The following is a 20,514-nucleotide window of genomic DNA, read 5'->3' as shown; positions in this document are numbered from 1 at the left end:
GTTATAAAGGGGTGTAGTTCAGTGGTAGAACGTCGGTCTCCAAAACCGAATGTCGTGGGTTCAAATCCTGCCACCCCTGCCAATAGTAAACAATTATTAGGATTAGGGTGCATAGCTCAGCTGGGAGAGCACCTGCCTTACAAGCAGGGGGTCATAGGTTCGAGCCCTATTGTACCCACTGTAAAGATAGCGGGGTGTGGCACAGCTTGGTAGTGTGCATGGTTCGGGACCATGAGGCCGTGGGTTCAAATCCCACCACTCCGATTAGAAGAATTATATGATTATTTTTCAAAAATTGAGGGCCTTTAGCTCAGTAGGTTAGAGCGTCCGGCTCATAACCGGCAGGTCCGGGGTTCGAGTCCCTGAAGGCCCACCATTTTTATATTTGTTATAAAGGGGTGTAGTTCAGTGGTAGAACGTCGGTCTCCAAAACCGAATGTCGTGGGTTCAAATCCTGCCACCCCTGCCAATAGTAAACAATTATTAGGATTAGGGTGCATAGCTCAGCTGGGAGAGCACCTGCCTTACAAGCAGGGGGTCATAGGTTCGAGCCCTATTGTACCCACTGTAAAGATAGCGGGGTGTGGCACAGCTTGGTAGTGTGCATGGTTCGGGACCATGAGGCCGTGGGTTCAAATCCCACCACTCCGATTAGAAGAATTATATGATTATTTTTCAAAAATTGAGGGCCTTTAGCTCAGTAGGTTAGAGCGTCCGGCTCATAACCGGCAGGTCCGGGGTTCGAGTCCCTGAAGGCCCACCATTTTGCCCAGATAGCTCAGTAGGTAGAGCAGAGGACTGAAAATCCTCGTGTCGGTGGTTCGATTCCGCCTTTGGGCACTAAAAATAGACTTAAATGTTATAAGTCTATTTTTTTTATAATCCATAGGAAAATTATAATTTCCTTAATATAAATTTTCCGTAAATGGGTTTCAAAAAAGGCTTCCTTAATTTATTAATGCTTCAATAGAAGGCTTTTTTACAATAAAAGCTATTATATTTTTAACTATATTTATGATATTATCGGTAATTAAGATTTTATCTGCTTTTAATAATATTATGTTTTCAGGAAGGCAAAAGGAGGTACTGTCCTTAATAGGCTTCAATTCAGGAAAATTTGATAAATTTAAATAAAGACATTTCTTGTTGTTTGACAATAAACCTTGATTTGATTGTAAGATTAATATTCCCTCTTTATTAGTGGGATCGTATTTTAAACTGAAGTTTTCATCAAAATATATGATAGGAATATTTTTCAGCCCATGCCATTGAAATTTGATTTCCAACGATTCATCTTGAATATTCATTTCTTCTAATATTATTTTAAAGGGTTTGGAAGAAACTGACATTTCTACAGTTTTCTTATCTTCTATTATGTTAAATATGGATAACAATTTAGGTAAATTTTTTATGTCCTCATAATTGTGAAGTAGTATTTTCCTCTTTAGATCCTCATTTCTTTGATTCATATATTTATAGTACATATTTGTACATTCTTTTCCACTAATTTTATCTTCTCTGAATATATTAAGATATTTTTCGACGGATTTTAACTTTAAATCTTTAAGGCCTAAAAAATCATTTTCTTTTTTAATTATCCTATATAGATCAATACTTTTATCATAAGAAATTTTATAATCAATATTATATTTTTTATATTTGTAATTTAAAAAAGGAAGATCAAAATTGTCCCCATTATAGGTAATTATATATTTATATCTTTCCGCTATTTTCATTACTTCTTTTAAAAGCTCGTCTTCTTCATTGGGATTATCAATGAAAATCTGATTAACTGAAAGATGACCATTATGAGGAAGAAGTATTCCGGTTAAATATATAAAACTTTTTTCTCTGCTGAACCCCGTGGTTTCAATGTCTAAAAAACATATTTTATCTGTATCGAAATATTTTTTTGTATCTATGGATATAGGCTCTGTATTAATATAGTTTTTCATTTTTCACCTCTTAACGTATACTCAAATATTTTTTACTTATTAAATTAAATAAAAGTGTTATAATTAAATAAGATGTCAAATAAATTATAGACTTTTTTAACTTTTGTATCAAATATTATTTATATTGAGAGGAGAGTTGCAGTGGAAATTAAAGACATAAAAAAATCTTTTTTGGAAATAAACAATGCACAAAAAAATAATTTTGGATTAGTTGCTTTATATGATTTTTTGGAAAACTTTTTAGTCCTTTCGGATAGTGTAGAACAGGAAAATGATTTGGAAGGAATAAAAAATAATAACGGAAAAGAAGGGGAAGATATAGTTTCTCTGTATAATGAGATAAAAAATATCGGATTAAATATAGAAGAACAGCTAAAAAGTTCTGAATCAAAACTTGAGCTTGTAAAAAATCAGAGGAAAGAAATTTGCGAAATATTAAATTCTTTATCTGCTTATGATATTGAAATTGATTATATCTTTGAAAACATAAATTATTATATTGAAAAACGTTATATAAAAGATAAATTTAGCTCAGAAGATACAAGGCCCGAAAATTCATATACATTTTTTAAAAACATCTATTATTACTTAAATGACAATATAAAAGACCAAGAACAATTGAATGATTTAATTTTTAATATTGTTAAAATATTACCTTTCAGAATAACAAAATATAAATTTTCAGATATTATAGGAGATTCTTTGAAAGAGGAGATTAAGGGGTTTCCTAAAAAGGCAGCAGAATTTTATATTGAGAAATATAAAATTATCTTTAATGGTACCATGGAAAGAAGTTATGGTGTAAAATTTGATAATTATTTTAGAAGAATCGAAGAATTTAAGGTAAAAAATTATGAGCAATGTTCCAATGATGAATTAAAAAAATCTTTTGAAGATTTGACGGTTATAAAGAATAGCATTACAGATCTTATACATTTTGTTGGAATATTAGGAATCTTAATCAATAAATTAATTGTAATATTTAGTACAAAGGATTTAATTAAAAACAATATAGATGAAAAGATATTATCGGAATGGGCTTTATATTGGAATAATAATCAAAATAATAAAGAACATTTAATTACCCTCCTTAAAGAAAAATCCAAAGATGTTTACGATAATATAAAAGAAAGAGCTAAGAATTTAGAAAAATTGGATGAAGACCATATTTTTAGGGAAAAAGCCGATGAAGAATTGAACCGGGATCTGATTATAATTGAAGAGATTATTTATTATTTAAATGATATGAAATTAGATAGTTTAGGATTTTTGCCTCATAATCAAAGAGATCCTATGACATTAGATGATTCCGAACAAATTACGGAAAATTTTATTCAATATATTTTTAGAAATTTGCCCAGCAATAATGTACAAAGAAAAATCAGGATGAGGAATTTGATGGCTGAGATTCCATATGTTTTTAATAATATTGACGATTTGATGAGTTATATAAATATTGCATTGGATAGTTCCGTTACTTCCTATGAAGAAGCAAAATATTATCAAAACATCTTATATGCAATGGTTCAAGATAGTATAGAAAAGGATAAATAATTTATGTAACAACTCTTTTTTATCTTTATCAAGAAGTAGGTATTTCAAGACTACTGTACGGTAGTTTTGTAATACCTATTTTTTGTTATATATTTTTTTTATATGTCAATAATATATAAAGGAGTGATTTTGAAATCACTAATAAATTAGAAAGAGGGATAAAATGGCATATAAGATCGGAATTCCAAAGGCAATGTTATATTATGATTATTTTCCCTTATGGGATTTGTTTTTTAAAGAGTTGGGAGCGAAGGTAATAGTCTCTCCCGATACAAATAAAGAAATATTGGATAAGGGAGTAACCCATTGCGTAGACGAATCATGTCTTCCTGTAAAAATATTTCATGGACATGTATATTATCTTAAGGATAAAGTTGATTTTTTATTTATACCTAAAATCATGAGCGTATGCAGAAAGGAGTATTTTTGTCCCAAAATATTAGGGCTTCCGGAAATGATAAAAAATTCTTTTGATGAACTTCCGGAGATTATAAGTACTACCGTAAACCTGTATAAAGGAAATAACAATATAAAGAAATCGGTATTGGAAATAGGGACGAAGATTACACCTGATTTATTTAAAATAAGAAGAGCTTATAATAGCTCAACAAAAGTTTTTAAAGAATACAAAAACCTTATAAATAAAAAAATAATATCGATTGAAGGAGTAAAAACACAAAGTAGGACTTTAAAAGATATAAATTCTTTGCATGACAAAAAGAAGAGAACAATAATGATGGTAGGCCATCCTTATAATATATATGATAATTATATAAATATGAATTTAGCTTATAAATTAGTAAAAAACAATGTAAAGGTTATAACTTCCGAGACCATAGACGAAAATAAAATATTATTTTATTCTTCAAAATTACCTAAAAGGATGTTTTGGACTTATGGCAAGAGAATAATAGGTTCATCCTTTTGTGCTATAGAAGAAGGTTTATGCGACGGAATGATTTATATCTCTTCTTTTGGATGTGGAATGGATTCGATACTTGTTGATTTAATAGAAAGAAAAGCTAAAGAAAAAATGGTTCCCTTTATGCTCATAACGGTGGATGAACAAACGGGAGAGGCAGGAATAAATACAAGAATAGAGGCATTTTTAGATATGATGATGTGGAGGGATAGAGATGAAAATAACATTTCCACACTTGGGTAATACTTATATAGCCGGTAAGGCACTTCTTGAAGAATTAGGTCAGGAGGTAATTCCTCCTCCCAGATGCAGCAACAGAACCCTTGAGATAGGGACGAAATACTCTCCTGAAATGATGTGTATGCCTTTTAAGATAAATATAGGGAATTATGTGGAAAGCATAGAAAGAGGGGCAGATACAATACTAATAACAGGGAGTTGCGGGCCGTGCAGATTTGGATATTATTCCGTATTGGAAAGAAATATCTTAAAAGATCTGGGATACGATGTAAATCTAATTGTTTTTGATCCTATAGGAGAGGGAATAGATAATTTAAAATCAGGATTAAAAAAAGGATTAAATATCAAAAATATAAAAAAGATACCTACGGTAGCTAGATTAGGAAGAACATTGATCAGCAAAGCCGATGATTTAACTCAATTATCAAACATAAAAAGAGCATATGCAGAGGAAAGCTATAAGGTTGATAACATAATGGAAGATTATTATAGAAAAGCGGAAAAAACATTTGGGGCGAAAGAACTGCTTATTTTGATGGAAGATGTAAAAGATAAGCTTAACAGTTTAAAAACGGATAACAACAGGGATCCCATTAGGATTGGAATAATAGGTGAGATATACACAATAATTGAACCATTTGTTAACTTTGAAGTTGAAAAAAAATTGGGGCATATGGGTGTTATAGTCGAAAAATCTTTGACACCGACTAAGTGGATAGAACATCATGTTTACAAATTTCCCTTTGGTTCAAAGGAAGAGAAAAGAAAATTTCATTATGCAAGGCCCTATATGAAGGAGTTAATAGGGGGACATTGCAGAGAAACTTTAGGAAGTGCCATAATTTATGCCAATAAAGGATTTGATGGAGTAATTCAGCTTCTTCCCTTAAATTGTATGCCTGAGATAGTAGCAAAGAGTATACTTCCGAATATAGAGAAGGATTATAATATTCCAATTATGACCTTGGTAGTAGATGAAATGACAGGAGAATCAGGTTATATAACAAGACTGGAGGCTTTTGTGGATTTACTTAAAAGAAGAAGAGAGGAGAAAAAGTATGGAAAATTGTTATCTTGGAATTGATGTGGGAAGTGTAAGTACCAATATAGTGTTGTTAAGTGAAAATAATAAAGTATTAAATAAAATGTATATAAGAACTCAGGGACGCCCTATTGAAATATTAAAGGAAGGGCTAAAGGATATTGGAGATAACAGAAAAAATATTAATATAAAAGGAGTGGGAGTTACCGGCAGCGGAAGATATCTTGCAAATATTATTGTGGGAGCCGATGTGGTTAAGAATGAAATAACATCTCATGCAGTTGCCGCTCTCATGTATGTTCCTGATGTAAGAACGGTAATAGAAATCGGAGGCCAGGATTCTAAGATTATAATATTGAGAGATAATATAGTAGTTGATTTTGCCATGAATACGGTATGTGCCGCCGGTACAGGTTCATTTCTGGATAGGCAGGCAGAAAGGTTGGGAATATCCATAGAGGATTTTGGAAAACTTGCATTGAAATCCTCCAATCCAGTGAGAATAGCTGGAAGATGTGCGGTTTTTGCGGAATCCGATATGATTCACAAACAACAGTTAGGCCATAATCAGGAAGATATCGTTAAAGGATTATGTGATGCGTTGGTAAGGAACTATTTGAATAATGTAGGTAAGGGCAAGAATATCGAAAGCCCTGTGGTATTTCAAGGAGGAGTAGCGGCTAATGAAGGAATAAAACAGTCCTTTGAGGAAACTTTAAATACGAGTGTATATGTTCCCGAATATTTTGACGTGATGGGGGCAGTAGGTGCAGGAATTCTTGCCAAGGAAGAAATGAGAAAAAAGAAAAGTACCAATTTCAGAGGATTTGGGATATCAGAGATGGAATACCATGTAAAGGGAATTGACTGCTTAGGCTGTTCAAATGCATGTGAAGTGGTAGAGATAAAAGAAAACGATGTAGTTATAGCAAGGTACGGAGACAGATGCGGTAAATGGACTAATTCACTTAATAACAGGGAAAGCAAATTTGCATAGGTTTTCGTATGAGTTATAAAAAATGTATAAATGTATTGAAAATTTGATTATACTATTATACAATTAAAATAGTGAAATTTTTTAAATTAATTTATAAAACTGAATATAGATAAGATATTTAGGTTTTTAGAAATTAAAAGGGAATCAGGTGAAAATCCTGAGCGGTCCGGCCACTGTAATTGGGGAGCTGCTTTTAATAATACCACTGAGAGCGATCTTGGGAAGGATAAAAGTCAAGTGCTGATCCATAAGTCAGGAGACCTGCCTATATATGAGAGCACTAACCTTCCGGGATTGAGGTAAGTTTAATGTCTTTTTTGTTTAGATAAATATGTGCTTTACTTAAATAAAAATCCTAACTTCACGGAAGTTGGGATTTTTTTAGTTGAAGTAGTTATAAAACAACATAAAATAAGAGCAAAATAGCCTTAATTATGTTGATTATATATAAAAATAAGGGGAAAAGAGAGGTGCATTAAATGAAAATATTCAGCAAAAAAATGTTAGCATTATTCTTATCGATTATTATGTTGATAGGAACATTTTCAAATTTGGGACTGGCAGTAGATACAGGAAACCGAATAGTACCTACGGAAACAATAAATGAAGAGGTAAAACCAGTTAAGGAATAAGAAAAATATACAGACAAAGAAAAAGCAGAAGAACCGGTTCAGGAAAAAAATGAAAAACCAGAGGAAATTAATATTGAATCCAATAATGAAATATCAGGCGAAGAGGATTCGGAAGTAGTAGAGATCAGTACTGCGGATCAGCTGATTGATTTGGCTAATAAAAGCCAGTCAGCTCAAGAAACAGAATGGGCAAAGACGTATCAATTAGCCAATGATATTGATATGGAAGAGGCGACTCCAGGACAGACGATGAAACCTATAGGAAACTCGTCACATCCTTTCACAGGAGTTTTTGACGGAGACGGACATGCTATTAAAAATTTTGAAATATCTTTTAGTAGTGAAAATGGCGGGTTGTTTTACAAATTGTCCTCTTCAGCTACAGTAAAAAATCTGAAGTTGGTAGACGGTGATTTTAGTTTGTATGGTTCTTCCGGAGCTTTGGCAGGAACCAATGAAGGAACAATAGAAAACTGTTCGTCGGTAAATACGCAAATTACATGTACGAGCAATGTCGTTGGAGGACTTGTAGGAATTAATGAAGGAACGGTCGAAAGAAGTTTTATTGATAGCGGGGTTGTTAAATATGATAATACATATAGTACGACAACTCACGGAGGTTTGGTAGGCAGAAATACCCCTGATGGTACTATCAACGAATGTTATTCTTCTGCTACTGTTGAAGCAAAAAAATGGTGCGGAGGATTGGTTGGTTGGAATTATGGTTCTATCATTAACAGCTACAGTACAGGAACTGTTAAAGGTACGGAAGAAATAGGCGGTTTTATAGGACGTGCAGCAGACTCTTCAAATATTGAGAATTGCTATGCAAATACTGATGTTGTACCTGAAACAAGCGGAGGTGCTTTTATAGGCGGATTATCCTCTGGAGGAGGGACAGCTTCAAACTGTTTCTACAACTCGGAAAGGCAGCTGCCGTCTGAAAACAGTGCGACCTTGGATGGAATCGAAGCCAAAACGGCGGAAGAACTGAAATCCGACGAAGTGCTTGCTGCTTTGAATAACGGAAATTCCATCTGGGGAAAGGCGGATAATATCAACGGAGGATTTCCTTATATCCTGTCAATCGCTCCGGAATCTTCGGGACCTGAACCTTCCGGTGAAATAACAGTAGAAGTATTGGTCGCAACTTATGATTTTGAAAATTACAGTTTTGAAACCCATATCGGCGTAACTCCCATAAAAGTCGAGAAAGAAGGTACAAGTCCTACTGCTTTGGATGTTTTGGAAGCAGGAGAGGAAGAGATCCCTTACGAAGCGGAAGACGGAGATTACGGAAAATTTATAAAGTCCATAGACGGAATAGAAGCCGTATCTCCCGACGGATGGATGTTTACCGTTAATGATAAGGTTTCGCCTGTGGGAGTATCTACCGCTACCGTTAAGGACGGAGATAAAATTCTTTGGTACTACGGAAGCCCCGTTAACAATTTTAAAGGGCCTAAATGGGATGAGATGGTATCTCCGACTCCGGGAGAAGGGGAAGAAAGCGGTTATTTTGAAGGAGAAGGAACGGAGGAAAATCCTTATCTGGTAGAAAAAGCAAAAGATTTTTCTCATATTATGGAATATCCTGAGGCCCATTTTAAATTAAACAATGATATAAATCTGAAAGATGCGGAATTTGAGCCTATAGGAACTGAAAGCAATCCTTTCAGAGGTACCTTTGACGGAAACAATAAAGAGATTTCGAACCTGAAAATCGATAAACCGGAAAGCAGCAAAAATATAGGGCTTTTCGGGGTTTTAGACAATGCAAAAATAGTGAATGTAACAATAACAAATACCAACGTTACAGGCGGCAGCAGGTTGGGAATTCTGGCAGGCTATGCAAAAGAGGATGGGGAAGGCGGTTTCTGCTTAATAGGGAACTGTCATGTAAGCGGAAGGATAACGGCTTTAGGCACGGATGTTATAAAAGCTACCCGTATAGGAGGTTTAATCGGAATCAACGATGGTAACAATACAGTACCGGGAACGGGAAGTGGAAGTTATATCTACAGTATTATAGATAATTGTTCGGCGGATGCGGAAGTTATATGTTCCACCGTTCCCATAGGAGACGGGGGAGACGTAGGAGGCCTTGTAGGCTGGAATAGAGGTATAATCAGAAACAGCTATGCAGAAGGAAATGTAAATGGCGGTAATCTTGTAGGAGGACTGGTTGGCTCAAATTGGGAACAGATATACAATTCCCATGCTATGGGGAACGTAACGGGCTGTCAAACGGTAGGAGGTTTTGCAGGATCAAACAACTTATATACTACTATAGAGAACTGTTATTCCACAGGAAATGTTATCGGCGACAAAATTAACAAGGGTAATTATTTCGGAGGATTTGTAGGAAGTACATCAGGTAAAACAAAAAATTCCGTAAGCACGGGAACGGTTGTGCCGAGCTGGAGCTGGAACGGAGGTTTTGCAGGTTATTATGACGGTTACGATGCGGAAAATGATTTTGAGAATTGTTTCGGAAATTCTACTGATTATCTGGGGAATATAGTTAAAGGATTGGGAAACGACACAGAAGACGAGTACGGTGAAATAGGCGTTACGCCGGAAGAAGCAAGAGAAAAACTGCAAGAAATATTGGGAGTTACTCTTCCGGAGGAAGATGACAATGACGATAAATTATCGGTGAGAAGGGAAGCCGAAAAATACGAAGATAGTGTATTAATTCCCAATACAGCTGCGGAAGGTTCAAATGTTACAAGTTATATTGTAAGGTTAAAAGATGGACAAACATCAGACCCGACCATATACCTTGTTTATGCTCAAAAGAATTATACGGGTTATGTTTCCGACAGTGTTACTCCGGGCCAGTACACGTTATTGAAACAAAAGACCACAGAAGGAAATGAGGAAACAAGTGTAACTCTTGGATTTATAAAAAACGGTGAATTTTTCACCAAGGACATTTCAGTTACCATTGAAAGTACTGTACCTATAAGTAAAGAGACTTTGTCAGCAAAGGTAAATGAAATAGAAAGCAAGATTGAAGACGGGACTTTAAAGGAAAGTGATTATACAGAAGAAAGCTGGAGGGCTTTACAAGAAGCATTAAACATTGCCAAAGAGGTATTAGAAAAAGAAAATCCTTCCCAACAGGAGATAGTAGAGGCTTTAACCGGATTGGTATCATCGCTGGAAGGCCTGGAAGAGGAAGAAACGGAAGATGAGAGAACAATCAGGGAAACTGTAGAGACTCTGAGAAACTACTATGGAGAAAAAGCGGCGTATACCTTTAGAGCAGCTATAGGATATAATTATACAAGCGATAATTTGGAGAGGGACATTCCTATAATTCGGGATAGGTATGCGGTAAGCGAAAATTTGAACGGGGCAACAGCTTATGCAGGAAATATTATAGGGCTGATATCCGCGGGAAGAAATCCATATGATTATAACGGAAGAAATTATGTGAAAGAGTTGGCGGATTCTCAGCAGGATTCAGGTAAATTCATAGTTGGCACATCTGACGATTATCCCACTGCCTTAGCTTTCGGCATTATAGCGTTGGACATGGCTAAGGGAGAATATGATGTAGAAAAGGCCGTATCGGCTCTTATAGGATATCAAAATAATGACGGAAGTTTTGGAAGTTATGGAATGGTAGATGATGCAGCTATGAGCATCATGGCGCTGGGCAGCCATAGAGACCTTAACGGAGTAAATGATTCGATAGATAAAGCTCTGGCCTATTTAAAGGCAAATCAAAAAAATTCAGGAGGATTTGAAGCTTTTGGCTCAGAAAATCCTTACTCTGTATCGGCCGTTATACAAGGGCTTATTGCTGTAGGAGCGGATCCGCTGTCATCAGAGTGGAGAAAAAACGGTAATTCAATGTTAGACGCTCTAATATCCTATAAAGTAGGAGATCATTTTGAAAGTACTTCAGAATGGGGAACGGAAATAGACAGTGCTACGGAACAGGCATTTATAGCATTGGCCGATTTATACAGAGGGAAATCCATGTTTAAAGAAATAGGATTAGAAGAAGGAGAACCTGCAACTGTAAGAATTCTTGAACCAGCCAAGACGGTTTTAAAGGAAAATGAAACATTGAATTTAGAAGCAAGAACTTATGATGAAAACAATAATTACCTTCCGGCTTATGATCTTCTGTGGGAAAGTTCCGATAATAATGTAGCAGAAGTGGATAAAGATGGAACAGTAACTGCCAAGAAGGCAGGAAAAGTAACAATAACGGTAAAGATAAAAGGATATGAAAATATAGCGGATACTGTAGGCTTAACTGTGGAACCGGAAGATTTTCAGATAGAAAGAATAGGAAATGATCCCATAAGAAAGGGAACCGAAGGAAGAGTGGAAATAAGAATAAAGAATATAAGCAGTTCAGATAAATCGGCTACCTTTATAGTGGTGTTATTTAATAAAGATGAGAGCAAAATGATAAATTATTCCTATGTAAATGAAGCTATAAAAACAGGAGAAACAAAGGAAATGGGAGCAGGATTTTTGATACCTGAAACGGGAGATTATATAATAAAAGCAATGGTATGGGATAATTTTGAAAATCAAAATATTCTATTGGGAATACCCCTGAGGATAGAAGTAGAATAATAAAGGGAATAGATGAAATCAGAAATTTTGTTCGGACAATATTGTTTGAGGAGGAAAATAATGAATAAGAAATTAATTGCGGTTCTTCTTATATTGATTTTAACGATTCCTTCATTTGTATTTGCTCAAGCCGACTTTAATATTGACTACCGCTTAGAAGGAGAAACAACCGTTATTTCAATTCAAGGAGAAAGAAATAAGCCTGTAAGTATATCCATAAAGGACAATAACAGAAAATATTATATAAATCAGGGAGTTACGGATTCAAAGGGAAAAATTGAATTTAAAGCTCAGTTAGAAAGAGGAAAACAATATAACCTTTTAGTTAATATTGACGGAAAGACCGCATCCAAAACTATTGTTATTGATGAAAAAGATCCGGATGACCCCGACAAACCTGAGTCAGCATATATTTATGTTAAAGGATATGATGGAATAATAGTAGATGAAGAAAAAGTAGATATCAATAAAGGAGAAACAGTATTGGGGTTAACAAAAAGGGTACTGAATCGTAAGAATATAGAATACGTTGAACGTTCAGGATATATAGCAAGTATAGATGGACAAGGAGAAATGGATAAAGGGCCTGGAAGCGGCTGGATGTATTCGGTCAACGGAAAGTTTCCGAATGTAGGGGCAGGAAGCGTAAAAGTAGAGGACGGAGATTATATAAGATGGCTCTATACTATGGATTTAGGGAAAGATTTGGGATACGATATGGGAGATAAACCTTCTGAAGCTGTAAAACCAAGTCCAGCAGTTAACAACATAAAGAATGCTGCTTTAAAAGAGCTAGCCAACAGTTTATACAGCGGAAATATGACAGATCCTGAAATTAAAAAGAAATCGGAAGAAGTTATATCCAAGGTAATAAAGGAAATTGATGTAAATAAGATGAATCCTCAGGAGATAAAAGACATAGTCGGAGATTTAAATATAATAGCAGATCTGCTGGTGGATAAGACACAGAACGTGAGCTATATTCAACAAGTACTCGTGTATATAATAGATAATCTGGGGAAAGTGAAAAATGGCATGGCTCAGGAAGATAGCATAAACAGCCAAAAGGACTTGATTTCTACAGTACAGAAAGCTCTTGATAAGAAATCGAATATAAAAGTACAGTCGGAAAGAATAACGGTAGAATATACGAAGGATTTTGAAACCATAGGGGAATTTAACAGGAGTTTAATCAAATCCGTAGAAAATGCCAAGATAACCAACGGTAAAAAGTTAGAAGCGGTTCTTGCTTTCTATATGAACAATGATATTGAAAAAATAGTTATGCCCACTGATACTACTGAAAAATTATTGAGATCAGGATTAGACAAATTAATGCTATATTTCAACGGTGGAAATATGAAGATACCTATAAAACAGTTAATATTGGATAAAGAAATTACCATTATGATGAAAAATATGGCTGACTATACAGAGATACAGATATTGCCTGAGAAAAAATTTGAAGAACCTATAACCATAGGGCTTCCCTATGAGAAAAATGGTACAGGAAAAACTGTAATGAGGGAAGACGATAATGGTAGTAAAGAAAATCTTGGAGGAATATACGATAAGGAAAACAAGGAGATGGTGTTTACCACAAAAGGTAACAGTAAATATTATATTACCGATAATCCGGTAAAGTTTACAGATTTGCAGAATTACGATTGGGCAAGAAGTTCTATAAATTCTATGGCATCAAAAGGAATAATCAATGGGAGAGGCGGCGGATCATTTGTACCGTCTGGAGAGCTGACAAGAGCAGAAATTTCGGCACTTTTGGTAAGAATGGTGAAAGCGGACAGTTCCGATGTCAAAGATATAAAGGCATTTGAAGATGTAAAGTCCGATGCATGGTATTGGGAAGTAATAAATGCAGCTTATGAGAATAACCTGATGGAAGGGAAATCGGAAACTAAATTTGTTCCTGAAGGCAAGATAACAAGACAGGAATTGACTCAGGCCATGGCAAATATACTGACCTTATCAGGGTATGAATATGATGGAAGAGATTATTTAAGCAATTTCAGTGATAATAATGAAATAGCGGAATGGGCAGAAGACGGAGTGAATTTGTCAGCTCAGTTTGGACTGATAAAAGGAACAGATGGAAAATTCTCTCCGCAGAAATATGCCACAAGAGCAGAGACAGCAGTGATGCTGGATAGATTGTATAATCTGATAATCAATCAATAGCTGATAATCTTTATAAATGAAGATCAGATATTTCAGATTGGCCAATGTTAAACTGAAATGTCTGATCTTTTAACATTGAATTGAGAAATTTTGTGATGTATAATAAATATATAAACGTGCGGAAAGGTGATTGTATGTACAAAGAAAGTATCTCAAGAGGATTAAGAAAAGGTATTTCAACGACATGGGAATTAACGAAAGTCATAGTTCCTGTTTATTTTTTTGTCACCTTTTTAAAATACACTCCGATTCTTAACTGGATATCCGATTTTTTTACTCCTGTGATGAAAATATTTGGTCTTCCTGGAGAAGCGAGTCTTCCTTTAGTGTTGGGAAACATGCTTAACCTATATGCCGGAATAGGTGCCATAGCAGGTTTAAACCTCAAAGCAAAGCAGATTACCATAATTGCTTTTATGCTTTCTTTTTCTCACAGTTTGTTTATGGAGACAGCGGTTGTAAAAAAGACAGGGATGAATGTATTTATAGTTTTGGCCTGCAGGTTCTCATTAGCTATTATTTCAGGAATTGTATTGAATCTTGTATTGTAGGAGGCTTCTATGAATTTATTGGGATTTTTAAAGGAAAGTACTTTTGGAAGTATCAAATCTGTTTATAAATTGGCTTTAATTATTATTCCCCTTATGATTATAATGGAGATATTAAAGGATTTAAAGATACTTGATAAAGGGGCAAAATTTTTAAGCCCTGTTTCTAAATTTTATAATATATCGAAAGAAGCTACTTTCCCGTTAATAGTGGGTCTTGTCTTTGGGTTGGCCTATGGAGCTGGAGTCATAATTGAAAGTGCTAAGGAAAGTAATTTGAATAAAAAGGATCTATATGTTCTTATCATATTTTTGATATCGTGCCATTCGGTATTTGAAGATACGTTAATTTTTGTTTCGGTAGGTGCTAATGGGATACTTCTTTTGAGTATAAGGATAACTATAGCTGTAGTCGTTTCTTTTTTTGCATCTAAGGTAATAGATAAAATTGACTTTAATAATAAAAATTTATAGTTGAAGGTTAATTTAAACCTTATGAAACAATACATACCAAATTAGATTGAGGAGTGAGGGAAATGGATTGGAAAAATGAATATAGATCAAAATTAGTATCTCCAAGAGAAGCAGTTAAACATATTAAATCCGGAGATCGAGTTGTAATAGGCCATGCAGCAGGGGAACCCTCTGTTTTAGTTGATGAACTGGTGGCTAATTATAATGAATATAGAGATGTAGAAATAGCTCATATGGTTCCTATGGGGAAGGGAGAATATACAAAGTTAGAGATGGCAGGGCATTTTCGTCACAATTCTCTATTCGCAGGTGTATCCACGAGAGATGCGATTAATTGTGGCAGAGCAGATTATACTCCGTGTTTTTTTTATGAGGTACCTAAACTTTTTAGAGAGGGGTATCTTCCGGTAGACGTGGCATTAATTGAATTGAGCCCTCCCGATGAGGAGGGTTACTGCAGTTTTGGTATTTCAGTAGACTATACGAAGGCAGCAGCAGAAAGTGCGAATATTGTAATTGCTCAAATTAATAGGGAAATGCCGAGGACTTTTGGAGATTCCTTTATCCATATATCTGATATTGATTATATAGTTGAGGCGGATAGACCTATATTGGAATTAAATCCTCCGAAAATAACTAAAGTTGAAGAATCTATAGGAAGGTACTGCGCTTCTTTGATTGAAGACGGCTCTACTCTTGAATTGGGAATAGGAGCGATTCCCGATGCTATATTATTGTTCCTGAAAGATAAAAAGGATCTTGGAATTCATTCAGAGATGATATCCGATGGAATCTTGAATCTTTACGAATCGGGAGTTATTACGAATAAGAAAAAATCTATTCACAAAGATAAAATTATAGTTACATTTATGATGGGAACTAAACGTCTTTATGATTTTGTTAATAATAATAAGAATGTAGAATTGTATCCTGTAGATTATGTAAATGATCCTACCGTTATAATGAAGAATTATAAAATGATTTCAATAAATTCATGTATACAGGTTGATTTAATGGGCCAAGTAGTTTCGGAAACAATAGGAGAAAGGCAATTTAGTGGTACAGGAGGGCAAGTGGATTTTGTCAGAGGAGCAAATATGGCAGATGGAGGAAAATCGATAATTGCAATGCCTTCTACTGCAGCAAATAATAAAATATCGAGAATAGTTCCCTTTATTGATCATGGAGCTTCCGTTACAACTTCAAGAAATGACGCTAACTACATAGTCACGGAATACGGGATAGCGCAACTTAAGGGGAAAACTTTAAAGGAAAGGGGAAGAGAGCTGATAAATATTGCTTACCCTGATTTTAGAGAAGAGCTTATAAAAGAATGGGAAAGAAGATTTAGAGACAGGTATTAAAGAAACTATAGAAAGCAGGTAAATCAATTACCTGCTTTCTGTTTTAGTCCCTATTTATTAATAATTATCCCCATATTCTTCGCATTCGTCTTTTTCATCTTCGCTTATTCCAAGAGATTGGGAATTTCGACCACAACCATCGTTGTCATCATTACTGCTTTCGTCAATTTGTCTTGGGAAAAGAGTCGGGAAAGTAGAGCATATCGGAGATACTATCGGCGATAGTACAGGGAATCCTGTTGACAATACGCAAAGCTGTACAGGAACTACCACTTTCTTTTCACAAGTTATACATATAGCAATTATAAGGCTTGCATTTATTTGTCCTGTAACAGGATCGATGCATATATCTCTGGTAATACTATTAGTTGCTAACCTTGTTTCACATGCTACGCTGCAGAATTCAGCAAATCTTGGTAAAAATGCGGAATTAAATACTGATGGTACGCACAGTTCGAAGAAGTTTGTCAGAACTATTGGATTTTTAACTGATGCAATAGGTACAACAGCTTTTAGAGTTATGGGAGTTCTTCTTCCTCTTCCATCAAGGAAAACTACGTCGATTTCTACAACAACATTTCCTGTAATACGTACAGTCTGAGTTCCAAAGACTGGTGTTCCCCTTCCTTGTTTATCGCAATCAGAAGTATTTACATATATTATTTTTTCACTTGAAGTTCCGTCAGGACCTATAACAGTAATAGGATTGCAAGCTCCATCTTCAACGAAGCTACCTCCTGATAATACCGTATTTGCATTAACTGTTAAATTATCTTTATCAAATATATTTGCCGGATTGAAGTATTTTCTACATCTAATATCGGTTACTCTTATAATTTGTGCATTTCTTCCTAAACTTGGGCTAAATGGTTGATTTTGAATAGTTCTTAATGCCTGAGAATTCAGTAGAGTTGCATCAAAAACTTTTTGAACATATATTGGTTCGTTTTTAACTCTTCTCAGTGTTCCATCCCAATCGCATCCGGTTGTACCGTTACAACAACTTTCTGTTATTGACTGGCTTAAAATATCTTTATTTATATCAGCAGAACCCATTATATATCCTCCTTTCATGGAATTTTTAAATTACATTCTCACTGATAATATATTCGAAATACTATATTTGTGTTACAGACTAAAAATAAAGAATATTTTATTTAATCAATTAATATCTATATAGAAAGATTAAATGACAGGTGGTGTATATATGGCTTTTTTTAATGATAATATTCCTATCATTACGGATAGTATGAAAAATATTCATATGTTTCAATGGAATTCGGGGAATATCTATTCCTACTATTTTAATTTGGCCAATAAACAGACGGATAGAAGGATTATTGCGGAAAATACATTGGAAGAATTTGATGTTACTGTGGATTCAGAGGATAATATATATTTGGTTTACCAAGATCAATCCTTTAATTTAATATTGTTGGAATTAAAAGAGAACCGTATAAAGAGAACTGTAATTACGGAAGAACCCCTTCCAGTTATGTATAATTTAAATATTATGATGGGTGGAGAAAATATTCATATAATATATGAAGTGCCTCTTCATGATATTGAAAACATTTATAGAATATGTCATCAATATAAAAAAGAAGACAAGTGGATAACCAATATTGTTGATGACATAAAGGTAAAAAAAATATTAAATCCTATTCAGCTGATTAAAAACAAGGATACCATTATGATAGGATACTATGACCTGTTTAATATGGAAGAAGAAGTATGTGTTAAATCTTTTTCACTAAAAGAAGGGAAATGGGATAGAAAGATACAGCTTACAAAAGATCAGAAACCCAAATTATATATAGACATGATAGTGTTAAATGAAAAAATACATTTAGTGTATAGCGAATATTACGAAGGAAATTTGAAAATAAGATATGAAAGATTTTCTCTTTCGGAAAATATAGCTAATATGGAAGTTAGAGAGGATATATCTAATATTGAAAACTGTTCTCATCCTACTTTAGTATATTTTGAAGATAAATTATGGGTGGAATGGATTGAATATGATAATATAACAAGCAGATTCAGTGCAGACGAAGGAGATACATGGGGCAGTATTTATCAATGGAAAGAATCTAAAGGAAAAGAAGTTGTAAGATATAAATATAAGAGGTATTTCAATACAGACCGACATATCTTGAACTTTTCTTTTGGAAAAATATATCCCGAGATATCTTTTATTGGTTTTGGAAATTTGCAGAATACTGCTGAAATACCTCTAAAAAAAAACTTGCATTCATGGATTCTACCCTTTTAACATCTAAAGAAAAAAATTATGAAGACAAAACAATAGAGACTCTTGAAGAGAAGGTTCGGATTCTTGAAGATCAACTAAAAAGTATAGATAAAGATTTAAAGGAAAGAGTATCATATATTGAGTACTTTTTAGACAGAAAAACCCGGGGCTTTTTCTCAAGAATTAAGGGCAGATAATATTTAGTTTATATTTTTAACTAAGGTAGAATGCTCCTTTCTTTCAAATAAGTATCTTATGACTTCAATATCATCAGTTATGCTTAAAGCTAACATTAATTTTATTCTTGCTTTCTGGCCGGGGAGATCGCCGCCAAATATAACGCCAAGTTCTCTTAAAGTTTTTCCGCCTCCGGCATACCCATAAGAGTCCAAAACTCGTCCTGTAGGACATCGTGATACCATTACTACAGGAATATTTTTATTTATGCTTTTTTCTACTCCTTCCATCATCTTTGGAGGAATATTTCCTCTTCCAAGGGCTTCTAATACTATTCCTTTATATCCGGAATCTATTAAAAAGTGGAGTATGTCCGATTCCATTCCTGAAACACATTTTACAAGTCCGACTTTGGATTCAATACTTTCCGTTTGAATATGCTGTTTATATGGTATATCTCTATAAAAAATAACTTCATCATTATCTATAATTCCAAGAGGACCGAATTCGGGTGACTTAAAAGTGTCAAGAGAAAGAGTATTTGTTTTTGTTACTTCACTTGCACTGTTAACTTCATTATTCATAACTACCAATACACCCTTATTTTTTGCATCTTCAGAAGTTGCCGTACAAATTGCGGCAGAAAGATTGCTCGAACCGTCATATCCAAGTTCTGAACTGTTTCTCATAGCTCCCACCACTACTATAGGTTTTTCTGTTTTAATAGTTAAATCCAATAGGTATGCTGTTTCTTCGAGAGTATCCGTTCCGTGAGTCACAACGACACCATTGATGTCTTCACGGGAAATCGTTTTTTTAACGGTCTGAGATAATTTCATCATTATGTCAGGAGTTATATGAGGACTCGGAAGATTAGCAAAATCAATAATTTCGATTTCCGCCGCTTTTTCAATATTCGTGACCATAGATAGTATTTCCTCACTGGACAAAGCAGGAATAGCAGCATGAATACGAGGATCAATCTTCATAGAAATAGTCCCGCCTGTGAATATAATGGCTACTTTTTTTCTTTTCATAATAAAGCCTCCTAAAGTTATTTTATGTACAATTATATTTTAACATATTATACAAAAATAAATAAAATAAAAAAGGACTCCTTATTAAGGAGCCCCTACATCCACAAAGGGATGTAACATAAAACCGTTCAAAAGGGGTATTGGGAATAGAGATCTTATTTGAGGTTACCAGGGGGATAACCACTCTCATATTATAGCAAATTACGACATGGTTTGCAACATCTTTTGCTAAAAAAATTTAAAAAACTTGTAATATATTTTTACTTCTCTAATTTATCAAGATTGTATATAATATTTTTAATGTATAAATAATATAAAAAAGGTTTTAATAGAAATATTAATAAATTAATGAAACCTTTTTTGAAACCCATTTAACGGAAAGTACAAATTAAGGAAGAACATGACTTTCCTATAGGTTATAAAAAAGGCTTTAATAGAAATATTAGTAAATCAATTAAGCCTTTTTTGAAATCCATTTAAGGTCAACTGTGTATTAATGAAAAATATAACTTTTATA

Annotated in this window: 15 protein-coding genes, 9 tRNA genes and 1 riboswitch; of the genes, 21 read left to right on the top strand and 3 right to left on the bottom strand. The window is 34.2% G+C overall.

Going from position 1 to position 20,514, the window contains the following annotated elements:
- Positions 1 to 7 precede the first annotated feature (7 nt).
- The 9 genes from EQM13_RS12225 (at position 8) to EQM13_RS12185 (ending at position 840) form a co-directional block, all read left to right on the top strand.
- Positions 8 to 82: transfer RNA gene (locus EQM13_RS12225), tRNA-Trp, on the top strand.
- A gap of 23 nt (positions 83 to 105) precedes the next feature.
- Positions 106 to 178: transfer RNA gene (locus tag EQM13_RS12220), tRNA-Val, on the top strand.
- 12 nt (positions 179 to 190) lie between these two features.
- A tRNA-Pro gene (locus EQM13_RS12215) sits at positions 191 to 264 on the top strand.
- 35 nt (positions 265 to 299) lie between these two features.
- A tRNA-Ile gene (locus EQM13_RS12210) sits at positions 300 to 376 on the top strand.
- An 18-nt stretch (positions 377 to 394) separates the two neighbouring features.
- Positions 395 to 469: transfer RNA gene (locus EQM13_RS12205), tRNA-Trp, on the top strand.
- 23 nt (positions 470 to 492) lie between these two features.
- A tRNA-Val gene (locus EQM13_RS12200) sits at positions 493 to 565 on the top strand.
- A gap of 12 nt (positions 566 to 577) precedes the next feature.
- Positions 578 to 651: transfer RNA gene (locus tag EQM13_RS12195), tRNA-Pro, on the top strand.
- Between the two features lie 35 nt (positions 652 to 686).
- Positions 687 to 763, top strand: a tRNA-Ile gene (locus EQM13_RS12190).
- Positions 764 to 767: 4 nt separating this feature from the next.
- A tRNA-Phe gene (locus EQM13_RS12185) sits at positions 768 to 840 on the top strand.
- A gap of 107 nt (positions 841 to 947) precedes the next feature.
- On the opposite strand, the gene EQM13_RS12180 is transcribed toward EQM13_RS12185, so the two are convergent.
- Positions 948 to 1,955 (bottom strand): ribonuclease H-like domain-containing protein, encoded by a 1,008-nt coding sequence (locus EQM13_RS12180; RefSeq protein WP_128752830.1) that lies wholly within the window; start codon positions 1,953 to 1,955, stop codon positions 948 to 950.
- A 141-nt stretch (positions 1,956 to 2,096) separates the two neighbouring features.
- Here EQM13_RS12180 and EQM13_RS12175 point away from each other — a divergent pair, with 141 nt between their 5' ends.
- The 10 genes from EQM13_RS12175 to EQM13_RS12135 all read left to right on the top strand — a co-directional run bounded on the left by EQM13_RS12175 (position 2,097) and on the right by EQM13_RS12135 (position 16,529).
- Positions 2,097 to 3,509 (top strand): hypothetical protein, encoded by a 1,413-nt coding sequence (locus tag EQM13_RS12175; protein ID WP_128752828.1) that lies wholly within the window; start codon positions 2,097 to 2,099, stop codon positions 3,507 to 3,509.
- A gap of 163 nt (positions 3,510 to 3,672) precedes the next feature.
- Positions 3,673 to 4,674: an acyl-CoA dehydratase activase-related protein gene (locus EQM13_RS12170; protein WP_128752826.1), complete on the top strand. Its 1,002-nt coding sequence runs from the start codon at positions 3,673 to 3,675 to the stop codon at positions 4,672 to 4,674.
- Positions 4,646 to 5,755, top strand: coding sequence for a CoA protein activase (locus EQM13_RS12165; protein WP_071140939.1), 1,110 nt, complete (start codon positions 4,646 to 4,648; stop codon positions 5,753 to 5,755). The genes EQM13_RS12170 and EQM13_RS12165 overlap by 29 nt, the downstream gene beginning before the upstream one ends.
- Positions 5,730 to 6,710, top strand: a complete 981-nt coding sequence (locus EQM13_RS12160) for an acyl-CoA dehydratase activase (RefSeq protein ID WP_071140940.1) — start codon at positions 5,730 to 5,732, stop codon at positions 6,708 to 6,710. The genes EQM13_RS12165 and EQM13_RS12160 overlap by 26 nt, the downstream gene beginning before the upstream one ends.
- A 103-nt stretch (positions 6,711 to 6,813) precedes the next feature.
- Positions 6,814 to 6,993: riboswitch (cobalamin riboswitch) on the top strand.
- Positions 6,994 to 7,189: 196 nt separating this feature from the next.
- Positions 7,190 to 7,342 (top strand): hypothetical protein, encoded by a 153-nt coding sequence (locus EQM13_RS18265; RefSeq protein WP_159429069.1) that lies wholly within the window; start codon positions 7,190 to 7,192, stop codon positions 7,340 to 7,342.
- 150 nt (positions 7,343 to 7,492) lie between these two features.
- Entirely contained in the window at positions 7,493 to 11,947 is a 4,455-nt protein-coding gene (locus EQM13_RS12155; RefSeq protein WP_128752824.1) for a GLUG motif-containing protein, read from the top strand.
- 60 nt (positions 11,948 to 12,007) lie between these two features.
- Positions 12,008 to 14,143, top strand: a complete 2,136-nt coding sequence (locus EQM13_RS12150; protein ID WP_161567239.1) for an S-layer homology domain-containing protein — start codon at positions 12,008 to 12,010, stop codon at positions 14,141 to 14,143.
- A gap of 134 nt (positions 14,144 to 14,277) precedes the next feature.
- A complete protein-coding gene (locus tag EQM13_RS12145) occupies positions 14,278 to 14,694 on the top strand; it encodes a nucleoside recognition domain-containing protein (protein ID WP_071140943.1) in 417 nt (138 codons plus the stop codon).
- Between the two features lie 9 nt (positions 14,695 to 14,703).
- Positions 14,704 to 15,165, top strand: coding sequence for a nucleoside recognition domain-containing protein (locus EQM13_RS12140; protein WP_071140944.1), 462 nt, complete (start codon positions 14,704 to 14,706; stop codon positions 15,163 to 15,165).
- Between the two features lie 62 nt (positions 15,166 to 15,227).
- The gene (locus EQM13_RS12135; protein ID WP_128752820.1) at positions 15,228 to 16,529 is read left to right on the top strand and encodes an acetyl-CoA hydrolase/transferase family protein; all 1,302 of its coding nucleotides are present in this window, start codon (positions 15,228 to 15,230) and stop codon (positions 16,527 to 16,529) included.
- Between the two features lie 57 nt (positions 16,530 to 16,586).
- On the opposite strand, the gene EQM13_RS12130 is transcribed toward EQM13_RS12135, so the two are convergent.
- Complete coding sequence (locus EQM13_RS12130) at positions 16,587 to 17,585, bottom strand: hypothetical protein (protein WP_071140946.1); 999 nt, start codon at positions 17,583 to 17,585, stop codon at positions 16,587 to 16,589.
- A 151-nt stretch (positions 17,586 to 17,736) separates the two neighbouring features.
- Between EQM13_RS12130 and EQM13_RS12125 the strand changes: the two genes are divergently transcribed.
- Together EQM13_RS12125 and EQM13_RS12120 are read left to right on the top strand one after the other, a co-directional pair.
- A complete protein-coding gene (locus EQM13_RS12125; protein ID WP_071140947.1) occupies positions 17,737 to 18,804 on the top strand; it encodes a hypothetical protein in 1,068 nt (355 codons plus the stop codon).
- Positions 18,786 to 18,980, top strand: a complete 195-nt coding sequence (locus EQM13_RS12120) for a DUF5320 domain-containing protein (RefSeq protein WP_071140948.1) — start codon at positions 18,786 to 18,788, stop codon at positions 18,978 to 18,980. Before EQM13_RS12125 ends, EQM13_RS12120 begins: the two co-directional genes overlap by 19 nt.
- Before the next feature lie 3 nt (positions 18,981 to 18,983).
- On the opposite strand, the gene EQM13_RS12115 is transcribed toward EQM13_RS12120, so the two are convergent.
- A complete protein-coding gene (locus tag EQM13_RS12115) occupies positions 18,984 to 19,997 on the bottom strand; it encodes an asparaginase (RefSeq protein WP_071140949.1) in 1,014 nt (337 codons plus the stop codon).
- Positions 19,998 to 20,514: the final 517 nt, after the last annotated feature.

Origin of the sequence: Acidilutibacter cellobiosedens (assembly GCF_004103715.1) — a bacterium.
Lineage (GTDB): Bacteria > Bacillota > Clostridia > Tissierellales > Acidilutibacteraceae > Acidilutibacter > Acidilutibacter cellobiosedens.
This window is presented reverse-complemented; position numbering and strand designations above follow the sequence as displayed.

What these genes read in the sequence shown, in the direction of transcription:
- EQM13_RS18265 (WP_159429069.1), top strand. Translation starts at nt 7,190, where the DNA reads ATGAAAATATTCAGCAAAAAAATGTTAGCATTATTCTTATCGATTATT.
- EQM13_RS12130 (WP_071140946.1), bottom strand. Translation starts at nt 17,585, where the DNA reads ATGGGTTCTGCTGATATAAATAAAGATATTTTAAGCCAGTCAATAACA.
- EQM13_RS12180 (WP_128752830.1), bottom strand. Translation starts at nt 1,955, where the DNA reads ATGAAAAACTATATTAATACAGAGCCTATATCCATAGATACAAAAAAA.
- EQM13_RS12125 (WP_071140947.1), top strand. Translation starts at nt 17,737, where the DNA reads ATGGCTTTTTTTAATGATAATATTCCTATCATTACGGATAGTATGAAA.
- EQM13_RS12135 (WP_128752820.1), top strand. Translation starts at nt 15,228, where the DNA reads ATGGATTGGAAAAATGAATATAGATCAAAATTAGTATCTCCAAGAGAA.
- EQM13_RS12140 (WP_071140944.1), top strand. Translation starts at nt 14,704, where the DNA reads ATGAATTTATTGGGATTTTTAAAGGAAAGTACTTTTGGAAGTATCAAA.
- EQM13_RS12170 (WP_128752826.1), top strand. Translation starts at nt 3,673, where the DNA reads ATGGCATATAAGATCGGAATTCCAAAGGCAATGTTATATTATGATTAT.
- EQM13_RS12150 (WP_161567239.1), top strand. Translation starts at nt 12,008, where the DNA reads ATGAATAAGAAATTAATTGCGGTTCTTCTTATATTGATTTTAACGATT.
- EQM13_RS12120 (WP_071140948.1), top strand. Translation starts at nt 18,786, where the DNA reads ATGGATTCTACCCTTTTAACATCTAAAGAAAAAAATTATGAAGACAAA.
- EQM13_RS12165 (WP_071140939.1), top strand. Translation starts at nt 4,646, where the DNA reads ATGAAAATAACATTTCCACACTTGGGTAATACTTATATAGCCGGTAAG.
- EQM13_RS12115 (WP_071140949.1), bottom strand. Translation starts at nt 19,997, where the DNA reads ATGAAAAGAAAAAAAGTAGCCATTATATTCACAGGCGGGACTATTTCT.
- EQM13_RS12145 (WP_071140943.1), top strand. Translation starts at nt 14,278, where the DNA reads ATGTACAAAGAAAGTATCTCAAGAGGATTAAGAAAAGGTATTTCAACG.
- EQM13_RS12160 (WP_071140940.1), top strand. Translation starts at nt 5,730, where the DNA reads ATGGAAAATTGTTATCTTGGAATTGATGTGGGAAGTGTAAGTACCAAT.